1 protein-coding gene is annotated in these 1,007 nt (G+C 36.7%); it reads left to right on the top strand.

The genetic code is table 11. From position 1 onward, the window contains the following. A protein-coding gene (locus FTU39_RS13775) for an IS4-like element ISAba1 family transposase (protein ID WP_179994544.1) occupies positions 1-989 on the top strand; the annotation gives its coding sequence in 2 pieces (ribosomal slippage) (positions 1-439 and positions 439-989; 990 coding nt annotated over the 2 pieces). This gene is flagged as partial in the annotation. Positions 990-1,007 lie beyond the last annotated feature (18 nt).

Genomic DNA, 1,007 nt, shown 5'->3' with positions numbered 1-1,007 from the left:
AAGCAAACATGTAATCTTTCTTCTGCATCTAAAGCCTTGCCCATCAAGTGTTTACCACAATCATTTTATCGACGTATGCAGCGCTTCTTTGCAGGTCAGTATTTTGATTATCGTCAAATTTCTCAGTTGATTTTCAATATGTTTTCATTCGACCAAGTGCAACTGACTTTAGATAGAACCAATTGGAAATGGGGAAAACGAAATATTAATATCCTGATGCTCGCAATCGTTTATCGTGGAATAGCGATACCTATCCTTTGGACATTGCTTAATAAACGTGGAAATTCAGATACGAAAGAGCGTATTGCTTTGATTCAACGCTTTATAGCCATTTTTGGTAAAGACCGTATTGTGAATGTGTTCGCAGACAGAGAGTTTATCGGTGAGCAGTGGTTTACATGGTTAATTGAACAAGACATCAACTTCTGCATTCGTGTTAAAAAAACTTCATTGTCACCAATCATTTAGGAAAGAATCATAAAATTAGTGATTTATTTCGCCATCTTAAAGTTGGTCAAATTGAATGTCGTAAACGACGGATTTTGGTTGGTCGGGTGAAACTATATATAAGTGCACTACAGTTAGAAAATGGAGAGCTTTTACTCGTCGTTTCTCCTCAGTTTAATGCCAATGCTATTCAGGATTATGCATTACGCTGGGAAATTGAAACCTTATTCAGTTGTCTCAAAGGACGCGGGTTTAATCTTGAAAATACGCGCTTGACAGACCCTAGACGAGTGAAAAAATTGATTGCGGTGTTAGCTATAAGCTTCTGTTGGTGTTACTTAACGGGTGAATGGCAACATAATCAAAAAAAAGCGATAAAAATAAAGAAGCATGGACGACTCTCAATGAGTTTATTTCGCTATGGTTTAGACTATGTTCAAATGGCGATTCAGCGTTTAATTGGTTTTGGGAAAAAAGAAGAGTTTAAGGAAATTTTGGCAATTTTAAGAAAGCAGAATCCTGATAGGATAAGGGTTCTGTGAAATTTGTCGTGTACAGAG

Origin of the sequence: Acinetobacter sp. YH12099 (genome assembly GCF_013419195.1) — a bacterium.
GTDB lineage: Bacteria > Pseudomonadota > Gammaproteobacteria > Pseudomonadales > Moraxellaceae > Acinetobacter > Acinetobacter towneri.
The sequence above is the reverse complement of the archived record's forward strand: the minus strand, read 5'-3'. Positions and strand labels throughout refer to the sequence as shown.